The sequence below is a fragment of the Pedobacter sp. Leaf194 genome, from assembly GCF_001423945.1.
Classification (GTDB): Bacteria; Bacteroidota; Bacteroidia; order Sphingobacteriales; family Sphingobacteriaceae; genus Pedobacter.
On record NZ_LMPU01000001.1, the window covers coordinates 657374 to 676048 of the forward strand.

The following is an 18675-nucleotide window of genomic DNA, read 5'->3' on the forward strand; positions in this document are numbered from 1 at the left end:
AGAGGATCAATTCCTCATTACGTTTAGTTGAGTACTAAATACGTGGAGTGAAATTTTGCCGGCTGCTGGGATAGTGAAATACGGGCTGAAACTGATTAATAAACATAGTCTTTCCGAGCGCTAATTGCGCTGTAATAACAGAAAGTTTATGTAAAAATATTTTAATCATTTCTCGCGTATTTAAACGGCTTTAACTCTATTGAGGTGCAAAGGTTTAAATAATAATTGAGTTACACAATATTTTTTAACTTTTTTACATTTTTTATAATTTTAATAAAAGAAAAAGCCCCGAAATTTCCGGGGCTTTTTCTTTTTATTTTTTGGAAAGGCCAACTGAGACCCTAGTTCCATCTAAGAAGAAATTTAACTTTTTAGGGCTCGCGTTTGGTGGCAGCTGGAAAGACCAAACTGCTTGCGATGATGCTTCTGGCTCCGGATTTGTGTTTCCTGAGCTTTCTCTTCCGGTAATTGAAGTTCCGTTATCTAACTCCAATCTAGCGTCTGAACTCGATACCGAGAAAAACTTTTTAGCCTCTAATGTGCTCTTGTTGGTTACCTGTAAGTTTAATGTAAGTTCAGAACCGGTCGCTTTGCCTTCTGCATCTTTCAACTCCATTGATGATGCTGAAGTAACTTTTACCAGCGCTTCTCTTGCTTTGCCTAAAATTGCACTGTCTGGCATTACTGAATAATCAACAGTTTCTGGCGCATTTTCCGATTTAGCCGGTACGGTTACAGTTGTTTCCGTTTTAGTAATTGTAGTATCAGCTGGTTTGTCTTTTGTTGAACTGCTGCACGATGAAATTGCAATTACTGCTGTACAAATAAGTGCTAGTGTTGAGATGTTTTTTATCATTTTTAAATGGTTAAGTGGTTTGGCAAAAATAAAATTATAATCGTTATTTAACATTAAGGTTAGTGAACGATTAAGTAAACTTTATATGAACAGGCAATTGTTTGTTTTGTTTTTCGGGGAAGAAAATCCTTAATATATTTTAACATGTGCTTAACAAGATTTAACATTCTCATTTGGTATTTAACACTGATATTTGTTCGGCTGTAGCGAATATATGAGCACATCCGTTTTAATAGAAACTTAATTCAATCCCTAAATTTATGAAGACTTCTACTTTCAGTTATCTCAAAGCAATCTCTTTTCGTGTACTTTTAATATGCTCAGCAGCGGCTGCATTAGCCTCGTGCGGCAAAACGGAAAATGCCGATATCACAATGTCGTATTTAAGAATTATAAACGAATCTCCATCCTTAGCAACCTACAACGTTTATTTAAGTGGTAACGCACTCAATTCGGCAGCTCTACCATTTGCAGGTTCAATTTCTTACGTTTCCAGGCCGGCCGGCACTTATAATTTAAAATTTACCAGTGGAAGTTCGATAGAAAGTTTGCTTAGCAAAGACATTTCAATGAATGCCGGTGCAAGTTATTCATACTATTTAATCAATAAACCCGGGCAACTGGACGGCTTTCTGATTAATGAGTCCCTTAATGGTGGCTCTGCGGATAAAGCCTACATCAGGTTTATTAATCTGTCGGCCGATGCACCGGCGTTAGACCTGATAAAAACCGGAACTACCACTTCTTATGGCGCAAACAAAGCCTTCAAAACTGCGGGCAGTTTTGTAGAAGTAGCCCCGGGTACTTACTCATTGGATGCTAAAGAAACCGCCTCCGGAATAGTTAGAACAACTAAAACCGATGCAACTTTTTCGGCAGGAACTTATTATGATGTTATTTGTGGAGGGTTGATTACACCTGCAAACGATACTGAAAGAAGTTTGAACTTACAGGTTTTAGCTGTGAAATAGCCTGATTTCTCCACCATAAACAACAATATTTTGCGGTTGCCTTACAATAAGGCAACCTTTTTTTTATGTCGAAAATTATACAAAGCAATAATTTGAAATACAAAAACTCATTTAAAATCTCGTATAGTTCTAAAATACAGATGTATTAAGCCAGGCTTATTGTATCAATTACACACTCTTATTTAGAATTATTCAAAATAATTTGGATAATAAAATTTTCTGCCGTTATTTTGCGACTGTTTAGAATTAATCCAAATAAATTTAAGATGTATACAATTAGACTATTCAGTTTCTCAGTTTTTATTTCGTTTCTCAGCCTCGGCGCTTTTGCACAGCAATTTTCGAACATAAAGGGTACCATTACAACTGCTAACGGCAAGCCGGCAGCCTACATTTCGGTCGGTTTGAAAGGAAATGGAAATGGTACATTAACTGATGATAACGGTAAGTTTATGATTCATCGGGTTAAGGCAGGAAGCTACACCATTAAGGCTTCGGCGGTTGGCATAAATGCTTCGGAGAAACCAGTAACCGTTGCGGCCGGTGAAACTAAAACCATCGACTTTGTATTATCTGAAAACGACCAGGCTTTGGAAGAGGTTACAATCGCGGGAAAAAATAACCGATATAAAATTAGTCTGCCATCGGCATCGCTGCGCTTAAACGAGCCACTGCTCGAAGCGCCTCAAAACATTCAAACAGTAAGTGATCAGGTAATAAAAGACCAGCAGATTATTAGTATGAGCGATGGTTTAATTAGAAATGTTAGCGGCGCCGTTCGGGTAGAACATTGGGGCGATATGTATACAAATATTACAATGCGTGGTTCTCAAATTCAGGCAATGCGCAACGGATTTAACGTTGTCTCCTCGTTTTGGGGCCCGCTTACCGAAGATATGAGTTTTGTAGACCATATTGAATTTGTTAAAGGGCCTGCTGGTTTTATGCTTGGTAACGGCGACCCAAGCGGTTTATATAACGTAGTAACAAAAAAGCCAACCGGATTTAACAGAGGCGAAGTGTCTTTTACGCTTGGCAGCTTCGATTTATACAGAACAACTGTAGATTTTGATCATAAATTAACCAGTGATGGAAAATTATTGTTCAGGCTAAATACCGCGGTGCAAAATAAAGGTTCTTTCCGCCCTTATGAGCAAAATGACCGTTACAGTGTTGCACCTGTGTTAAGTTATCAGCTTACAGATAAAACCAAAATTACTGCAGAATATACTTTTCAAAATGCAAAGATGACTGAAGTTGGTTCGTACTATATTTTTTCTCCGAAGGGATATGCAACTTATCCCCGTGAGGCAACCATGACCCAGCCCGACTTGCCTCCAACACGTATTAACGACCAAAGCTTATTTTTAAACCTGCAACATAATTTCGACGAAAACTGGAAATTAACGGCTCAGGCTGCGTATTTCAACTATAGCCAGGTAGGTTACAGTTCCTGGCCATCTGCGGTTAACGCAAATGGAACAATTATCAGGAACGTTGCCATCTGGGATGCGGCCAGCAGCATGAAACTGGCCCAACTATTTATTAATGGCCAGGTTAAAACAGGCGGTGTAAACCACAGAATTTTGGCTGGATTTGATGGGGGTAAGAAAAATTATATGGCCGATTGGGGTCAGTCTCATGATTTAGACCTGCCTTCTTCGCCTTTTGATTTGAATAATCCAGATTTCGGTTTCCCGGCAAATGGTTTTCCGAATTTCGACAGAATTACATCTTTACAACAGCGGGCAATTAACGCCGGCGGCTTAATGGATTCGAAGTATTTGAGTGCTTATGCTCAGGATGAATTAGGCTTTTTTGATAATAGACTGCGTTTAACTTTAGCCGGTCGCTATACTTTTGTAAGTCAGTCGGCTTGGGGAGCTGCGCCAGATAAAGCTAAAAAAGTTACGCCACGTGTTGGTTTAAGTTTCTCGGTAGATAAAAACACCGCAATTTATGCAGTTCATGATGAAGCCTTTACACCTCAAAGCGGCTTAATCCGCAATGGCGGCAAAGTTGAGCCAATTACCGGAACGAATAATGAAGTCGGAATTAAGAAAGACTGGTTCGATGGAAAGTGGAACACAACTTTATCAGCTTACAGAATACTTAAACAAAATGAATTAACTGCCGACCCAACAAACTCGCCAGGGCAAAATTTCAGCGTAGTTTTAGGTGAAAAAAAATCGCAGGGTATTGAGTTTGATTTAAGAGGTAAAATTACAGATGGTTTAACGTTGATTGCAAACTATGCTTATACAGATTCGAAAGTTACCGAAGTTACGCCGGGCGTTACAGGAATTAATGTTGGCGATGTTATCCCGGGTTTCGCCAAACATGTATCTAATGCCTGGCTAACTTACACGCTTCAAAATGGTGCACTCAAAGGCTCTGGCGTTTCTGCAGGATTTACCTACCTGGCCGGCCGCGCAACAGACACGTGGAGTGTCGGGCTTCAAAAGCTGCCAAACTATTTTAAGCTTGATGGCGGATTGTTTTACGAACATTCGAAATTCAAAATTACAGGTAATGCCTTTAATATCCTGAACAAATATTTGTTTAGCGGCTCGTATTACCAGTATTTAAACGCTTATTACTATCAAGCAGAAGCACCTAGAAATTACCGAGTAAGTGTTGCTTATAAATTTTAATCAGCGTCGATGTCTGAAAAAAAGAAAAATAAAACCTTTAAATATTGGGTGGGCAGAATCCACCTTTGGCTCGGATTAACATCCGGGCTATTTGTTTGCTTTTTAGGGATTACGGGATGTATTCTTGCTTTCGAAAGGGAAATTGAAAACGTTAGTCAGCCTTACCGAAAGCTCGAAGTGCAAAACAAAGCTTTGTTGCCACCAACAAAACTGAAGGAAATTGCAGATAAGGCCTTACCTGGTAAACATGCGCACAGCATTAATTATCAGCCTGGAAATAGCGCTCAGGTTGTTTACTACAATTTCGACCCCGAATACTATTACATCGTTTTTGTTAATCAATACACGGGTAAAGTGCTAAAGGTGAAGAACATGGATGATGATTTTTTTAGGATTGTTATCATGGGCCATTACTATTTATGGCTGCCGCCGAACATTGGGCAGCCAATTTTAACCAGCGCAACCTTAATTTTTGTTTTGCTGTTGATATCGGGATTAATTCTTTGGTGGCCCAAAAATAAAGCAGCATCAAAACAACGTTTTACAGTTAAATGGAATGCAAAGTGGCGCCGCGTAAATTACGATTTTCATAACGTACTGGGTTTTTACATCACCTGGATAATAATTTTTATCGCCTTAACCGGAATGGTAATGGGTTTTCAATGGTTTTCAAAATCGGTGTATTTTGTAACCTCCGGCGGGAAATCTTTAACCGAATTTAGCGAAGCCTTTTCTGATACCACAAAAAATTCCAGTTTAAAAGTTAATGCACCGGCGGCCGATAAAATTTGGGAATCGTATGTAAAAGCCGACCCAAAATTTCAGGGAAGCCTTGATGTTCATGTGCCTGAAAATGAAAAGGCTTCCATAGAGGTTGCCAAAAACCCTGATGCTGAAACGTATTGGAAAACAGATTACAGGTATTTTGATCAGCATACTTTCAAAGAAATTGAAGTTAAGCATGCTTTTGGGAAATTTAAAAATATAAGTGCTGCCGACAAAATTTACCGCATGAACTATGATATACACGTTGGCTCAATAGCTGGTTTGCCAGGTAAGATAATTGCTTTCTTCGCAAGCCTGATTGCGGCAAGCATGCCAATTACAGGTGTTTTAATCTGGATAGGAAGAAACAAGAAAAAGAAGAAAATGAACACAACAATCAAATAAACCGTTATGAAGATCTTAAATCTGTTCCTTTTACTTACCGTACTTTTAACAGCCGGTGCTAACGCTCAGGAGAAATTAGAGCAAGACAGAAAGGCGATTAAATCTTTAGCAGGTTTTTACAAAGTGAACTTCAATTACGGCGAAGTAACTTCTCCAAATCCGGATTACACATTTAGTAAACCTTACCGAAGTCATGGTAACGAATGGGCTGAAATTATTGTTGATGAGCCTAAAAGAATCGTTATCCAACATATGTTAGCCATTGATGACAGCACAGTAATTAAGCATTGGCGGCAAGATTGGACTTATGAAGACACCAACATTATGCTATACACGCAAGATAATGCATGGAAAAAAGGGAATTTAACTGCTGCAGATGTTAAAGGAAAATGGACTCAAAAAGTTTATCAGGTTGATGATAGCCCGCGGTACCAGGGTTACGGAACCTGGAGCCATGTTGGTGGCCATGATTCCTGGTCTAGCGAAACCGATTCTCCACTTCCCAGAAGAGAATCGACGGTCCGAAAAGATTACAATGTATTAAATCGCGGTAGTAGAATTACCATTACCAAAGAGGGTTGGATGTTTGAGCAGGACAATAAGAAATTGCTCCGTACACCGAATGGAGATAAACTTCTGGCTGTGGAAAAAGGTTATGAAGAATTTACTAAAACAGACCCGAAAAAGTTCGACTATGCGAAGAAGTGGTGGCAGATTCAGCAAAACTATTGGGAAGATGTTCGGAGCGTTTGGGCCGACATTATCGGCAGCAGCGATACGTTTAAAGTGAAAACGATGGCCAACGGGAAATTACTTTACGAAACGCTGTTTACCCTCGGCGACCAATCGATTAAAGAAAAATGGTCAGCAAATCAGAATAAAGAAAAAGTTAAAGCGGCATTGCAAGCATATCTTGTAAATTAGTTTAACTTATATATTTCCGAAAAGGCAGCTAGAAATTTAGCTGCCTTTTCTATTTATTCTACTATTGAATTGTTTACAATGTTTAAATTGCCAGCATGAAATATTCTACGTTGAAGCATCTTTTCATACTATTTTTTTTGTTCACTTTTGCCAAGGGTTATAGTCAGGATTCGGCTTATGTGCGTAAAACCATTAATCAATTAACCTCAAAAAAGTTTTGGGGCAGGGGTTACACTAAAGATGGCATGGGAAAGGCCTCAGATTTTTTGGCTGCTGAGTACGAAAAAATTGGCTTGCTGCCCATCGGCAAAAACTATAAGCAGGAATTTACCTATCCCGTTAATACTTTTCCTGGTAAAATGTTTGTAGAAGTTAACGGTAAAAAACTATTGCCCGGAAAAGATTTTATCGTAAATAATGAAAGTCCATCCCTAAATAAGCGCATAAAGCTGAGAAAAATTGACTCGGTTTTATATGATGGAGGCCCGAACTTACAGGTTGTTTTAAAAGACAAGTTAACCTGGTCGGTTGCATCGGAGGTTTCTCCGACAACAAGAATCGAGATTAGCAGAAAATTTTTTAAAGAAAAACCTGATTCCATTAAGGTAGATATTGAGCATAAATTTGTTTCGAATTTTAAAGCAGCGAATGTTATCGGCTATGTAAAGGGAACGAAACACCCCGATTCGATACTGATGATAACTGCCCATTACGATCATTTGGGTGGCATGGGAGCGGAAACTTTTTTCCCGGGCGCAAATGATAATGCTGCGGGTGTGGCCACTTTATTAAGCCTTGCTAAATATTATGCGGAAAATCCGCAACCTTATTCCATTGGTTTTATCTGTTTTGCTGGTGAGGAAGCAGGTTTGTTAGGTTCCAGGTATTTCACAGAAAATCCGCTCATCTTCCTGGGTAAAATAAAATTTCTTATTAACCTTGATTTGGTGGGAACGGGAGAAAGTGGAATGACCGTTGTTAATGCAAGCATTTATCCGAAAGCCTTTTCAATTTTAAATCAGGTTAACCAGGAAAGCGGCTTGATTTCAAAAATAAATTCGAGAGGAAAAGCGGCAAATAGCGACCATTATTTTTTTACCGAAAAAGGCGTTCCTGCTTTTTTCTTTTACACGCAAGGCGGAATCGCAGCGTACCATGATGTATTTGATAAACCTGAAACTTTGCCACTAACTGAGTATAATGATTTGTTTAGGTTGATAGTAAACTTCAACAAAATCATACTTAACAACTGATTTTTTGGACGAACTTACCCAAACCCAATTCGAGTTACCTTTTTTTCGTTATGAAATACGTTTTCAGCTTTTTCCCGATTTGGATAAAGTTTTAACCTTTTGGGATAATAAAATATGCCGCTTTCTATTCTGTGCGCATCTTTGAATCAACAAATCAAAACCAAATTCATCATGAAAAAGATACAGAAAATCAGCCTTGCATTGTTAATTCTAATAGCAACTGCATTCAAATCAAATGCTCAAAATCAAATTGAAATTGTTGTAGTTGCATCCAGTCACGATAATTCAAAATCAGTTCAAAACTTTACAGCCGTTATTGATAAGCTAAAAAACTTTAAACCAGATATGGTTTTTGGAGAATATTTGCCTGCCGAAGACTATGGAAAACTGGAAGACGATAACTGGGCAAAAAAAGCATTTGCGAAAAAAGTAGATTACATTAATAAGCTTAACCCTAAAACACCGAAAAACATTGCCAAAGAAATATCACGAAATCAAAAGGCACTGGCTTCCTTTCCTTATTACCACAAAACCAGAATGAATTTGGCTGTAGAATATTCTAAAATGTGGGATAGGGGAAACTTCGATTACCAGATGTTTGTGCTGGAAAATTATATGAAACCTAAATTTGGTAAGGAAGAATTGGCTGAATACTCAAAAATGTTCGGCAGTATAGATTCTTTAAAGAAATTGGGTGTTATCAGGCCAGGAAGCGAGTACAACAAGATTTATTTTCCGCTGATTTTCCAACTTGGCCAAAACCAGATTTACAATATGGATTGCCAGACATATGATAAACCCTGGGGCATTGCATGGGGAAAAACAGATTCCCTGTATAAAATAATGGCCTCGAAAGCCAAAGCAGATTCCTTATCGCCCGAAGCAAAAACAATGACCGCAATAGAGAAATACTGGACTTATGCACCTGCTGAGGCAAAACAATTTAACGCCGACGAATATGCCGGCATGAATAGTTCAAAATATGGCGACTTAATTGAAGCGTGGAATTTTTACGGCGGACGTAAGTTTTACGGATACCAGGGTTTCCCGACTGAAGCGCTGAAAGAAATGGTGGCAGAATGGACAAACAGAAATGCAGGTATGTGCAAAAACATTATAAACCAGGCCAGAATAAAAAACGCAAAACGAGTTGTGGTTGGGGTAGGAGCAGCGCACAGAACCTGGATGGAAGAAATTTTAGCTAAAAACCCTGACGTGAAAATTATAAATTATAACGATTTACGCTAAGTGATCTTAAATGCTCCTAATCCTTCTCCAGCAATATGGAGGAGGATTTTATTTTAGCCATTGTAACTTCTTGTGCGCTCTTTAAATTTAAACTGCAACACACAAATTTAAACGGCTTCAATAATAAATTTCAGCTTATCCAGGCAGTGTTAGTTTAATTAGGTACTGGTCTTCGCCATCATCGAAAATAATTTCACTCAACCAGCCCGTTTCTTCGGCAATTAACACTGCCGTTTTAGGGTCGATATAGAGCCAGTTAAACCAGCTGCCTTTTTCTCCCTGATATTCGTATTGGTAAGAAACCTCTCCGTAATATTGGTTTTCAGGTTTGGCTGCATCTTCGTAGAGGTAAGCAATATCTGAGGTGTCGAAAAGCACTTGTCCGCCCGGATTAAGCAGGCTTTTCAACTTCATTAGAAAATTTTTAAAACCTATTAATGTTCCTGTTAATCCGATGCCGTTCATAAGCATTAAAAGTGTATCGAATTTTTCTTCGTAACTGAATACATCTTGCAACAGCGGGTTTTTTACCCCGCGTTCTTCCATAATGCGCACTGCTGCTTCGGATATATCAATCGCGGTTACATCAATATTGAAAGCTTGTAAAACCAGGGCATGACTGCCCACGCCGGCGCCGATATCTAAAACCCTTCCCCTGCACATTTGTAATGCCTGAAGTTCCATAACCGGCATTTCCTCATCATTGCGAAAGAAAAAATCTATGGGCATTTCTTCCGGTTCATCGTAAGAGTTGTGAAGCCAAAGCACATCGGCTTTGCCGGTTTTGTAAAAATCTGTTAGCGCTTTACCAAAAACATCCATGCAGCAAAGATAACCAGAAAGCTTAAGAAGCGAAAACCATAAAAAAGCGGACAAATTTTGAAGCTTTCGTTAGTAAAGCTTCGAAATTTATCCGCCTGCAAAAATTTTGATTTATATCTCCGGATACTTATTCAAGTTCAAACTCCTGATGGTAATCAGGAATTGCAACATGTTTAAATCCGTGTTCTCTCAATCTCGTTGCAAAATTTTGCTGCACTTCGTATTCGCCATGTACTAAAAAAAGTTGTTTTACCTTTTCGGGGTCCTGACCGGATAAAAATTTCAATAAATCTTCATAATCCCCATGGGCACTCATAGATTTAATTGAACGAACTTCGGCCCGAACCTCGTAATCATCATGAAAAATGTCTACAACTTTTTGTCCGGCAATTAACCGGCCACCTAGCGATGACGGTTCACAATATCCAACCATTAAAATTGTATTTTTTTGGTTGCCTATGTTGTTTCTGATGTGATGTTTTACTCTGCCAGCTTCGGCCATGCCTGATGCTGATATGATTACACAAGGCCGAGGATCTTGATTCAGCGCCTTAGATTCCTCAACAGACTCAATAAACCGGAGCCCTTTAAAACCAAAAATATCGTGGTCAATTTTCAGTGTTTCTTTAACACCGTTATTGTAAACTTCAGGATGATTTTTTAAAATCTCTGTTGCCTTTGACGATAGTGGACTATCAACATAATAAGGAACATCTGGTAGTTTGCCTTTTAACTCCAGTCCGTTTAAGGCATAAAGCAATTCCTGCGTACGCCCTACACTGAATGCAGGAATGATAACTTTCCCTTTTTTTATATTGCAGGTATTATTTATAACCTCAAGCAGCATAGTTTCTATTGGCTCTAAATCTTTATGTAAAGAGTCGCCATAGGTAGATTCCATTAAAATAAAATCTGCCTGATCGAACTGCTGCGGGCTTTTTAAAAGTAAGTCGCCATAGCGGCCTACATCACCGCTAAAGGTTATCCTTGTTGATTTTCCATCTTCGGAAATTGTTAAGTGAACTGCGGCACTTCCCAGAATATGGCCAGCGTCGGTAAATTTCAGGCGAATACCCGGCTCAATCTCGAAATCTTCCTCATATTCAACAATCTTCATATTGCCTACAGTTTTCACCACATCATCTTCTGTGTACAATGGTTGTTCTTTTTCCTGCCCCGGTTTTAAATGTCGGTTGGCAAATTCAGCATCCTGCGTTTGGATTTTTGCAGAATCCATCATTAATATTCTGGCTAAATCCATTGTAGCCGATGTGCAGAAAATTTTTCCTTCGAATCCTTCGCCCACCAATCGCGGTAACAAACCACAATGGTCGATATGTGCATGCGAAAGAATAAGATATGTGATTTTTTTTGGGTCGAAACCGAAGTAGCCATTAAGTTTATCGGTAACTTCGCCCATGCCTTGAAAAAGGCCGCAATCTAATAGTATTTGCGTGTTATTTTTAAGCGTAATTAGGTGCTTACTGCCCGTAACTGTACGTGCAGCACCATGAAAAGTTATTTTCATTGTTTATGGTTAGAAATTATAATTGAATAAAAATGCCGGAATTATCCGGCATCTCCAATTATTTAAGCTTTTATATCAGCTATTTTATCTTTAACCTTATCCGCTACACCCGATGCCTTGTCAGCCAGGCCTGCGAGTTTATCTTTTGATGAATCCAATAAATCGCTAAACCAATCAGATACTTTTCCTTTCAATTCGTCTGAAGAATCAGATGATAATGCTAATGCGATTGTTGCACCTAATGCTGCGCCGGCTAAAACGCCTACTATAATTTTTGTTTCCTTTGTCATAATTGTAGTTCTTTAATTATTAAACATAAATTAGCTCTTGCTGTTTTTATTTTTTTAACAACGCAAAAACCAAACCACAATGAAAAGCATATTTTTTATCGATCTGGACAATACAATTTATTTTACCAAACCCAACGAAGAACAGTTGATGAGCGGCTTGTATAAGGTGTTGGAGGAGCAGGATTTAGGTGTGTCTGATGAAGAATATCAGCGGGCAAAGAAAGAAATGCTTAGGGTACCATTTCAAAAGGTAGCGCGGAAATTCGGATTTAAGAAAGAGGCTATTGATAATGCAATTAAATACCTGGTGAACGGTGAAGTGACATCCCCATTAACACCGGGTGAAGATTATCATTTTATAAAATCGCTTAAAGGCAGAAAATTCATAGTTACAGCTGGCTTTTACAAGAAACAAACTACAAAGGTGAAAATGCTTGGTATAGCCGATGATTTTGAAGAGGTGTATGTTGTTGATGTCACCACTTCTGATCAGACTAAAAAAGATGCTTTCGAAGCTTTAATTCGCAAACACAACCTTAACACTAATGATATTATGGTGATTGGCGATGACGCTGATTCTGAAATCAGGTTTGGTTTGGAATTGGGGTTAACAACATTTTTACTAGATCCCGAAAATCTGCATCCAGATGCGAAAACCACTTTTAGAGGAACTGATTTTAGTAATCTCCACGAAGCAGCGGGGCAAGCATAGCTAAGCCTTGCAAAAAAAAAGCCCCGATTGCTCATCGGGGCTTTCAAAATTTTATCCTCTTCCACCTCTGCCAGGCCTTCCGCCTTCTGAGCCTCTTTCACCACCCCCGCGACTTTGCTGTTGCGGTTGAGCTTGCTGTTGGCGCTGTTGTTGCATTTGCTCATTTCGTTGTTGCATTTGCTGATCGCGTTGCGCTCTTTGTTGCTCTGCCTGCTGAGAACGTTGCTGTTGCATTTGCTCATTTCGTTGTTGCATTTGCTGATCGCGTTGCGCCCTTTGTTGCTCTGCCTGCTGAGAACGCTGTTGTTGCATTTGCTCATTACGTTGCGCTCTTTGTTGCTCTGCCTGCTGAGAACGTTGCTGTTGCATCTGCTCATTGCGTTGTTGCATTTGCTGATCGCGTTGCGCTCTTTGTTGCTCTGCCTGTTGAGAACGTTGCTGCTGCATCTGCTCATTTCGTTGTTGCATTTGCTGATCACGTTGCGCCCTTTGCTGATCTGCCTGCTGAGAACGTTGTTGTTGCATCTGCGCATTACGTTGTTGCATTTGCACATCCCGCTGACCACGTTGCTGATCCTGATTCATTCTATCCTGCTGATTTCTTTGTTGCATCTGCTGGATGCGTTGCTGATCGCGGTTTCCTTGTGCCTGCGTACGGTCGGCAGATTGCCTGTTTCGTTGCTCTGCATTACCAAAATCCTGATTCGCACGTTCAGTTCTTCCATTCGCATCGCGATTATAAACACCAGCTCTGTTATTTTGCTGGTTATTATTATCTCTGCGATTATCTAAATTTCCGTTTTCCCCACGATTAGGTTGAGACATTCTATTATCATTGCGCTGCCCAAACCGGTTGTCGTTATTATTTCCACCTCGCTGATCGCGATTTGAGTAATTGTTGTCGTTTCTTCCATTTCTGCTGAAACCTGCATTTCCTTGCTCAAATTTCCTTGGCGCAGCACTTCGGTTGTCAACTCCTCCACGCTCTGGTCTTGGTCTGTAAATAGAAACCGATCTGTTGTCTATCCTGCTGGCGCCGGGTCTGTTGCTTTGTGCGTATCTGTAAACGGTTACATTTCTGTTTGTTGCACGTCTGATATCTTCCAGTCTTGGTCCACCATAATAACTTCTTCTGTTGTAAACATAAGTGTTATTAATAATTGTGGTGTTGCGGATGTAAACATTGTTGCGTCCGTAATCATACCTTGGAAAAGTGTTGATGTATATGTTTGCCTGAGGAATAAAATTCCAGCAGAATTCAGGTACACTGTATCGGCGGCCAAAGCTTAAATTTATATTGATGCTCGGTGCCATTGGTGCCCATCCATAGTAACCTTCTCCGCTTCTCCAATCAACCCATGCAGGTCCCCAGTTGGTATCTGGCAACCAAATCCATTGTCTGTAGCTATTAATTACCCAACGGCCATAGTGGAAAGGCGCCCAGCCCCAATCGTAATTGGAAACCCATGTGTTGCCATATTCTGTCATCGCCCAACGCCCGTTTGTGTAATAAGGGCGAAATTCGTTTTGATCTACATCAGGGCGCCACACATAACCATACTGTGGGTCTTGAATCCAGGTTCCGTAAGGAGACAATTCGTCGTAAAACGTTTGAAGCGAAACATTACCAGTGCTGTAACCATCATCCTGGTAACTTTCTTCGTAGCCCTGTGCCCTGGCGAGGGTGGTGGTTCCGGCAAGGAGCGCAAACAGCCCCAGCACAAGTGCCGTAGTTTTCAGTGTTTTCATTTGTGTGTTTATATTTTAATAACCTAATGTGTGTGTATCAATTAGAGAACCAAAAACGTTATTGGTTTAATATGCAAGCATAGTTTTTATTTTTTCTTCGATATATTGCGTTGCAGGGCATATTTAACTATTATTTAACGTTTTAAACATGGTATAATTGTGCAGAAAATAAGTCAGTTAGAAATAAAATTTGCTACACCACGTGTTCGGGCAGACATTATATTGTACAATGCGAAAACTTTAAAACTTAAATTCTATTTATTGTGAGTATTTTTGCATCATGCAAAACGGTACATTATATCTTATTCCTGTTCCTCTGGCCGAGGAGGTCGCTCACAAAACTTTTACGCCTTATCTTGTCGATACTATAAATCAAATAGATACCTACATTGTAGAAAACAGTAAAACTGCCAGAAGATTTTTGAAAGAGGCCGGTTTAAAAACACCTCAGAAAGATTTGATTGTTCATGACTATGGCAAACACAACCGTACAGATTTAGGCCAATTTTTTACCGAACTTAAAGCTGGCAAAAATGTTGGTTTAATGAGTGAAGCCGGGTGCCCCGGTATTGCAGATCCTGGTGCCGATATTGTGGCCGAAGCGCACAAACGTGGCATTACAGTGGTTCCATTGGTTGGGCCAAGTTCGATCCTGTTAGCGTTAATGGCATCAGGCTTTAACGGACAAAGTTTCGCCTTTTGGGGTTATTTACCTATTGATAAGGAACAACGCACTAAGCGTATAAAAGACTTGGATTTGTCGGCCAGCCGCTACAAGCAAACACAGATTTTTATCGAAACTCCTTTCCGCAATAACCAGATGCTTGAAGAAGTTTTAAAGAGTTGTAAACCAAATACGCAACTTTGCATTGCAAGTAATTTGACCGGAGCAGATGAGTTTATCAAAACCCAAAGCATCTACAATTGGCGTAAAGAAGAAATAGACCTGCACAAAAAACCAACAATATTTTTGTTGTATTAGGTGTTAACCTAAAGTTCGTTCAAGCAAATAGTCGTCAACTATATATTTTAGAACTTTACAGTTTGAAGTTTTATCTTAATATTCAAATCTAAGATCATGAGAAACCGATTTGTGAAATTTGCTTTAATCCTTGTGATTGCATTTTCATCATGTAAAAATGCTAAGGAAAACAGTTCGACTTTTACAAAGAATCGTGATTCCAAAGAATACAAAAATAACCTTGCAAAAAAGATAAAGGCGGACGACGGCACATTGATATATTCCTTCAGTAAATACAAAGTAATGGATAATCAGGAATTCGTAGAAATTAACATTCGTGGAACCGATTATAATTCGACTGCCGTTGTATTAGTAGATAACTGGGCGAGGCTTAGTAAAATTAAAGAAAGCAAAGGTATAGGCTATTCAGGAGCAGAGTTAAAAGGTTTAGAATTAACGATATAGGAAAATCCTGATGGTGCTTTATTTAAATATAAAGATGTACAAGAAGTTATTGATTAGTCTGGCTTTGCTACCTGTACATCCCTTTTCCGTCTATAAAATCGACGACTTTATCGGGTAAAAAAAACTGTACATTCTTCTTTTCCTTTATCGCTTTGCGGATAAATGTTGATGAAATTTCCATCAAAGGCGTGTTTGTAAAAGTTATTGATGGATGATTTTCCCATTCCGAAACATCGGCACCGGGGCGGGGGTAAACATATATTTGATAACTTTTTAGCAAGACCTCATAATTTTTCCATTTCTTAAAAGAAACTAAATTATCAGCGCCCATAATCAAAACAAACTCTTTCTCAGGATATTTCTCATGGAGATAAGTTAAGGTATCAATGGTGTATGAGGGTTGCGGCAGGGCAAATTCTATGTCGCTTACGCGAATATTTTCGGCATGCTCAGTTGCAGTCTTCGCCATCTCCAGGCGGTCGTACATGTTGGTTAGTCCGCTTTTATCTTTTAGAGGATTATGTGGAGAAACCACCAGCCAAACTTCATCGAGTTGCGTATGGTTAGCCATATAATTGGCAATAATTAAGTGCCCGGTATGAATCGGGTTATACGAGCCGAAGAATAAACCAGTTTTCAATTTAGTTTTTGCTAACCATTTAAAAAATCTCCAACCAATTTTTCTGCTTCTGTACAAGCGGTTGTGAGGTCGTAATTTTTCAAAATCACATCAAATTTATCTGCATAAAGCAATTCCTTTTCAGCCTTAATAAAACGTTCCTGCAATTTCTCTGCACTATCCGTTCCACGGCCACTTAAGCGCTGTTTAAGTACCTCTAACGATGGTGGCTGAACGAAAATTGCTAAAGCATCTTCTTCGTATTTTCTTTTCAAACGAATGCCACCTTCTACATCAATATCAAAAATTACGTGCTTGCCTTCGTTCCAGATCCGCTCAATTTCGGAACGTAATGTTCCATAAAAAGTCCCATTATAAACTTCTTCAAACTCAACAAATTCCTGGCGGGCAACTTTGTGCAAAAACTCTTCTTTTGTGATGAAATAATAGTCGTTTTCATGCTGTTCAGCACCACGAAGTTCGCGGGTTGTGGCAGAAATAGAAAAGCTCAGTTCAGGAAACTTACTTAATAAATGGTGTACGATTGTGGTTTTTCCTGCTCCTGAAGGCGCTGAAAATATGATTAATTTGCCTTGCTTCATTTTTTTCGACTAAAAACTAAAGGCTAAAAATCGAAAGTTTAAGCTTTGATTTTTAGCTTTTAGAATTCTATAATACGTTTAATAACTGTTCTTTTATCTTTTCCAATTCTTCTTTCATGCCAACAACAAACTGCTGCATTTGAGCATCGTTTGCTTTAGCACCCATGGTGTTTATTTCCCTGCCGATTTCCTGCGAGATAAAACCAAGTTTTTTTCCATTTGCCTCTTTACTTGATAAGGTTTGAACAAAGTAATCGCAGTGACTTTTCAATCGCGTTTTTTCTTCGGTAATGTCAATCTTATCGATGTAATAAATCAACTCTTGCTCGAAACGGTTTTGGTCGATATTAACTTTGCCAACGGCATCATCCAAAAACTGCGTAAATTTATCGCGGATGGCTGAAAGTCTTTTCGGTTCTAATTCCTCAACAGATTTGAAGTAAGAAAGAATATTTTTGATTCTCAGTTCGAGGTCCGCTTTTAAAACAGCACCTTCATCTGCTCTAAAACTGTTGAAATTCGTTAAGGCTTCGGTGAAAATTTTGTACAACTGATTCCATTCATCTTCGCTAACGCTTTCTTCCTTATAGCTGATAACTTCAGGGAAAGTTAAAGCAGTTTGCAATAAGTTTGAGCTATTTGCCTTTAATTCTTCGTTTACCGATATTAATTGATTGTAATAATGCGCAAGCAAAGCTGTATTAATGGTTGCGCCAGTAATTTCGCCCGAATTACGTTCTACGGTGATGCTTAAACTAACTTTTCCACGTTCAATATCTTTGCTGCAAACGTTTCGGAGAATCAGTTCTTTATCAGAAAAAGCTTTTGGATATTTTAAATTTAGCTCCAGAAATTTGCTGTTGAGCGATTTGATTTCGACACTATATTTTGCATTTGCATAATCGGCTGTTGCTAAGCCGTATCCTGTCATGGATTTTATCATGCGCAAAGATAGAAAAAATAAATTTACGGTTGGCAGGCGGTTGTTCAGTAATCGTGCGTGCTAAAGCATTAAGGTGGCTAAAGCGATACATTTATTGGTGCAGAAATACAAACATTCTGTAGTTATTAACGTTCCTTTAACAGTTTACATGGTTAACAATTGTTAATTTTACAAAAAAATAAGTTCACGCAATGAAGTTTCGCTATCGCCTTTTATTAATTATCCTTTGCATTTCAGCTGCTTCATTTTCTGTTAATGCTCAGGAATTTATTTTGAAAGGAGTAGTTTTTGAAAAGGGTGCAAATGCCCGGGTTGCGTTAGCGAACATTCAAAACCAGCGCACTAAAATTGGTGTTACGAGTAACGATTTAGGTATGTTCCAAATAAAAGCGGCTGTTGGAGATACCTTATTAATTGCAAAAACTTATCTCAATGATCAGCGGATTATTGTGCATGGTACGCAGGATATTCTTATCTACCTGGTTAGAAGCAGCACAATGCTAAATGAAGTAACCATTATTGGTAACACGAAAAAGCAAGACTTAGCCGATATTAAAAGAGAATTTCAGAACAAAGGTGTTTACAATGGTGGTAAATCTTCGTTTCTGTCGGCAGTATTTAACCCTTTAAATGGTTTATACAACCTGGTTGGTAAAGATCCTAAAAACGCCCGGCGCTTTAGTCGCTATGCTGATAATGAAATAAAACAATCGCAGATTGATGTATACTTTAATCCAAGTATCATAAAAAATAATACAACATTACGTGGCGATACCCTTGAAAACTATATGATAAATTACCGGCCTGATTTCCAAAAAGCACAACATTGGAACAGTTACGATTACATCAAATACATAAAGGAATCGTCGAAAAAGTTTACCGATACACTTGGAAAAGGAAAGTAGCTT

The 18675-nt window shown here is 38.9% G+C and carries 18 protein-coding genes; 10 read left to right on the plus strand and 8 right to left on the minus strand.

Annotated features, from left to right (window positions below):
• Positions 1-313: 313 nt before the first annotated feature.
• A complete protein-coding gene (locus tag ASG14_RS03035; RefSeq protein ID WP_157274814.1) occupies positions 314-856 on the minus strand; it encodes a hypothetical protein in 543 nt (180 codons plus the stop codon).
• 260 nt (positions 857-1116) lie between these two features.
• Between ASG14_RS03035 and ASG14_RS03040 the strand changes: the two genes are divergently transcribed.
• From ASG14_RS03040 to ASG14_RS03065, 6 genes are all read left to right on the plus strand, one after another.
• On the plus strand, positions 1117-1827 hold the full coding sequence (locus tag ASG14_RS03040) for a DUF4397 domain-containing protein (RefSeq protein WP_056869569.1): 711 nt from the start codon (positions 1117-1119) through the stop codon (positions 1825-1827).
• Between the two features lie 266 nt (positions 1828-2093).
• Positions 2094-4481: a TonB-dependent siderophore receptor gene (locus ASG14_RS03045; RefSeq protein WP_056869570.1), complete on the plus strand. Its 2388-nt coding sequence runs from the start codon at positions 2094-2096 to the stop codon at positions 4479-4481.
• A gap of 9 nt (positions 4482-4490) precedes the next feature.
• Positions 4491-5651 carry a PepSY domain-containing protein gene (locus ASG14_RS03050; RefSeq protein ID WP_056869571.1) on the plus strand — a complete coding sequence of 387 codons (1161 nt, stop codon included), beginning with the start codon at positions 4491-4493 and terminating at the stop codon, positions 5649-5651.
• Positions 5652-5657: 6 nt separating this feature from the next.
• Entirely contained in the window at positions 5658-6575 is a 918-nt protein-coding gene (locus ASG14_RS03055; protein ID WP_056869572.1) for a DUF6607 family protein, read from the plus strand.
• A gap of 95 nt (positions 6576-6670) precedes the next feature.
• On the plus strand, positions 6671-7828 hold the full coding sequence (locus tag ASG14_RS03060) for a M28 family metallopeptidase (protein WP_235528495.1): 1158 nt from the start codon (positions 6671-6673) through the stop codon (positions 7826-7828).
• A 171-nt stretch (positions 7829-7999) separates the two neighbouring features.
• Entirely contained in the window at positions 8000-9076 is a 1077-nt protein-coding gene (locus ASG14_RS03065) for a DUF5694 domain-containing protein (protein WP_157274815.1), read from the plus strand.
• Between the two features lie 135 nt (positions 9077-9211).
• Here ASG14_RS03065 and ASG14_RS03070 read toward each other — a convergent pair whose 3' ends face one another.
• From ASG14_RS03070 to ASG14_RS03080, 3 genes are all read right to left on the minus strand, one after another.
• Entirely contained in the window at positions 9212-9952 is a 741-nt protein-coding gene (locus tag ASG14_RS03070) for a class I SAM-dependent methyltransferase (RefSeq protein WP_369817213.1), read from the minus strand.
• Between the two features lie 73 nt (positions 9953-10025).
• Positions 10026-11426 carry an MBL fold metallo-hydrolase RNA specificity domain-containing protein gene (locus tag ASG14_RS03075; protein ID WP_056869575.1) on the minus strand — a complete coding sequence of 467 codons (1401 nt, stop codon included), beginning with the start codon at positions 11424-11426 and terminating at the stop codon, positions 10026-10028.
• A 62-nt stretch (positions 11427-11488) separates the two neighbouring features.
• Complete coding sequence (locus tag ASG14_RS03080; RefSeq protein ID WP_056869576.1) at positions 11489-11716, minus strand: YtxH domain-containing protein; 228 nt, start codon at positions 11714-11716, stop codon at positions 11489-11491.
• A gap of 79 nt (positions 11717-11795) precedes the next feature.
• Here ASG14_RS03080 and ASG14_RS03085 point away from each other — a divergent pair, with 79 nt between their 5' ends.
• The gene (locus ASG14_RS03085; protein WP_056869577.1) at positions 11796-12428 is read left to right on the plus strand and encodes an HAD family hydrolase; all 633 of its coding nucleotides are present in this window, start codon (positions 11796-11798) and stop codon (positions 12426-12428) included.
• Positions 12429-12479: 51 nt separating this feature from the next.
• Here ASG14_RS03085 and ASG14_RS03090 read toward each other — a convergent pair whose 3' ends face one another.
• Positions 12480-14177 (minus strand): DUF6600 domain-containing protein, encoded by a 1698-nt coding sequence (locus tag ASG14_RS03090; RefSeq protein WP_056869578.1) that lies wholly within the window; start codon positions 14175-14177, stop codon positions 12480-12482.
• 280 nt (positions 14178-14457) lie between these two features.
• Between ASG14_RS03090 and ASG14_RS03095 the strand changes: the two genes are divergently transcribed.
• Both ASG14_RS03095 and ASG14_RS03100 read left to right on the plus strand, forming a co-directional pair.
• Complete coding sequence (locus ASG14_RS03095; protein ID WP_056869579.1) at positions 14458-15159, plus strand: SAM-dependent methyltransferase; 702 nt, start codon at positions 14458-14460, stop codon at positions 15157-15159.
• A 96-nt stretch (positions 15160-15255) separates the two neighbouring features.
• On the plus strand, positions 15256-15603 hold the full coding sequence (locus ASG14_RS03100) for a hypothetical protein (RefSeq protein WP_056869580.1): 348 nt from the start codon (positions 15256-15258) through the stop codon (positions 15601-15603).
• 67 nt (positions 15604-15670) lie between these two features.
• On the opposite strand, the gene nadD is transcribed toward ASG14_RS03100, so the two are convergent.
• The 3 genes from nadD to ASG14_RS03115 all read right to left on the minus strand — a co-directional run bounded on the left by nadD (position 15671) and on the right by ASG14_RS03115 (position 17755).
• A complete protein-coding gene (gene nadD, locus ASG14_RS03105; RefSeq protein ID WP_056870218.1) occupies positions 15671-16243 on the minus strand; it encodes a nicotinate (nicotinamide) nucleotide adenylyltransferase in 573 nt (190 codons plus the stop codon).
• A gap of 11 nt (positions 16244-16254) precedes the next feature.
• The gene (gene gmk / locus ASG14_RS03110; RefSeq protein ID WP_056869581.1) at positions 16255-16824 is read right to left on the minus strand and encodes a guanylate kinase; all 570 of its coding nucleotides are present in this window, start codon (positions 16822-16824) and stop codon (positions 16255-16257) included.
• A gap of 67 nt (positions 16825-16891) precedes the next feature.
• Positions 16892-17755: a YicC/YloC family endoribonuclease gene (locus ASG14_RS03115; protein WP_056869582.1), complete on the minus strand. Its 864-nt coding sequence runs from the start codon at positions 17753-17755 to the stop codon at positions 16892-16894.
• Between the two features lie 203 nt (positions 17756-17958).
• On the opposite strand from ASG14_RS03115, the gene ASG14_RS03120 reads away from it, so the two are divergent.
• Positions 17959-18672, plus strand: coding sequence for a hypothetical protein (locus tag ASG14_RS03120; protein ID WP_056869583.1), 714 nt, complete (start codon positions 17959-17961; stop codon positions 18670-18672).
• Positions 18673-18675: the final 3 nt, after the last annotated feature.

Excerpts from the sequence above, each read along its gene's own strand:
- ASG14_RS03035 (WP_157274814.1), bottom strand. The coding sequence starts at position 856 with ATGATAAAAAACATCTCAACACTAGCACTTATTTGTACAGCAGTAATT.
- ASG14_RS03040 (WP_056869569.1), top strand. The coding sequence starts at position 1,117 with ATGAAGACTTCTACTTTCAGTTATCTCAAAGCAATCTCTTTTCGTGTA.
- ASG14_RS03045 (WP_056869570.1), top strand. The coding sequence starts at position 2,094 with ATGTATACAATTAGACTATTCAGTTTCTCAGTTTTTATTTCGTTTCTC.
- ASG14_RS03050 (WP_056869571.1), top strand. The coding sequence starts at position 4,491 with ATGTCTGAAAAAAAGAAAAATAAAACCTTTAAATATTGGGTGGGCAGA.
- ASG14_RS03055 (WP_056869572.1), top strand. The coding sequence starts at position 5,658 with ATGAAGATCTTAAATCTGTTCCTTTTACTTACCGTACTTTTAACAGCC.
- ASG14_RS03060 (WP_235528495.1), top strand. The coding sequence starts at position 6,671 with ATGAAATATTCTACGTTGAAGCATCTTTTCATACTATTTTTTTTGTTC.
- ASG14_RS03065 (WP_157274815.1), top strand. The coding sequence starts at position 8,000 with ATGAAAAAGATACAGAAAATCAGCCTTGCATTGTTAATTCTAATAGCA.
- ASG14_RS03075 (WP_056869575.1), bottom strand. The coding sequence starts at position 11,426 with ATGAAAATAACTTTTCATGGTGCTGCACGTACAGTTACGGGCAGTAAG.
- ASG14_RS03080 (WP_056869576.1), bottom strand. The coding sequence starts at position 11,716 with ATGACAAAGGAAACAAAAATTATAGTAGGCGTTTTAGCCGGCGCAGCA.
- ASG14_RS03085 (WP_056869577.1), top strand. The coding sequence starts at position 11,796 with ATGAAAAGCATATTTTTTATCGATCTGGACAATACAATTTATTTTACC.
- ASG14_RS03090 (WP_056869578.1), bottom strand. The coding sequence starts at position 14,177 with ATGAAAACACTGAAAACTACGGCACTTGTGCTGGGGCTGTTTGCGCTC.
- ASG14_RS03095 (WP_056869579.1), top strand. The coding sequence starts at position 14,458 with ATGCAAAACGGTACATTATATCTTATTCCTGTTCCTCTGGCCGAGGAG.
- ASG14_RS03100 (WP_056869580.1), top strand. The coding sequence starts at position 15,256 with ATGAGAAACCGATTTGTGAAATTTGCTTTAATCCTTGTGATTGCATTT.
- gmk (WP_056869581.1), bottom strand. The coding sequence starts at position 16,824 with ATGAAGCAAGGCAAATTAATCATATTTTCAGCGCCTTCAGGAGCAGGA.
- ASG14_RS03115 (WP_056869582.1), bottom strand. The coding sequence starts at position 17,755 with ATGACAGGATACGGCTTAGCAACAGCCGATTATGCAAATGCAAAATAT.
- ASG14_RS03120 (WP_056869583.1), top strand. The coding sequence starts at position 17,959 with ATGAAGTTTCGCTATCGCCTTTTATTAATTATCCTTTGCATTTCAGCT.